Source organism: Streptomyces rubellus, from assembly GCF_036323805.1.
In the GTDB taxonomy this organism is placed as follows: domain Bacteria; phylum Actinomycetota; class Actinomycetes; order Streptomycetales; family Streptomycetaceae; genus Streptomyces.
Genome location: NZ_JAZDCX010000077.1, coordinates 1 through 467 on the forward strand (window position 1 = coordinate 1; position 467 = coordinate 467).

1 protein-coding gene is annotated in these 467 nt (G+C 71.3%); it reads left to right on the forward strand.

Annotated features, from left to right (window positions below; genetic code table 11):
• Positions 1-10 precede the first annotated feature (10 nt).
• A partial coding sequence (locus tag V1L54_RS29315; protein WP_330121192.1) for an RNA-guided endonuclease InsQ/TnpB family protein occupies positions 11-467 on the forward strand: 457 nt, incomplete at its 3' end.

The window sequence follows — 467 nt, forward strand, 5'->3', positions numbered from 1 at the left end:
GACGATCAGCGTGAAGCGGGAGGGGAACCGCTGGTACGCCGTCCTCGCCTGCGACCAGGTGCCCGCCCAGGAGCTGCCGCCCACCGGGAGAAGTGTCGGTATCGACATGGGCACCGTCCACTTCCTGACCACCTCCGGCGGCGAACACCTCGCCAACCCGCGCTTCCTTGACACGATGGCCGACGAGCTGGCCGAGGCGCAGCGGCACCTCGCCACGTTCCCCAAGCGGACCCGGCAGCGCACCAAGCGCCACCGGGCAGCGGCCCGGAAGGTCGCCAAACTGCACGGCAAGATCCGCCGTCAGCGCGCCGACTTCCACCACAAGACCGCCCGCGCGCTCGTCGCCGACCACGACGTGATCGCGCACGAGCGACTGAACACGGCGGGCATGACCAAGAGCCCGGCATCCGAGGCCGACCCGGACACGCCCGGCGGCTTCCTGCCGAACGGTGCTGCCGCGAAGGCCG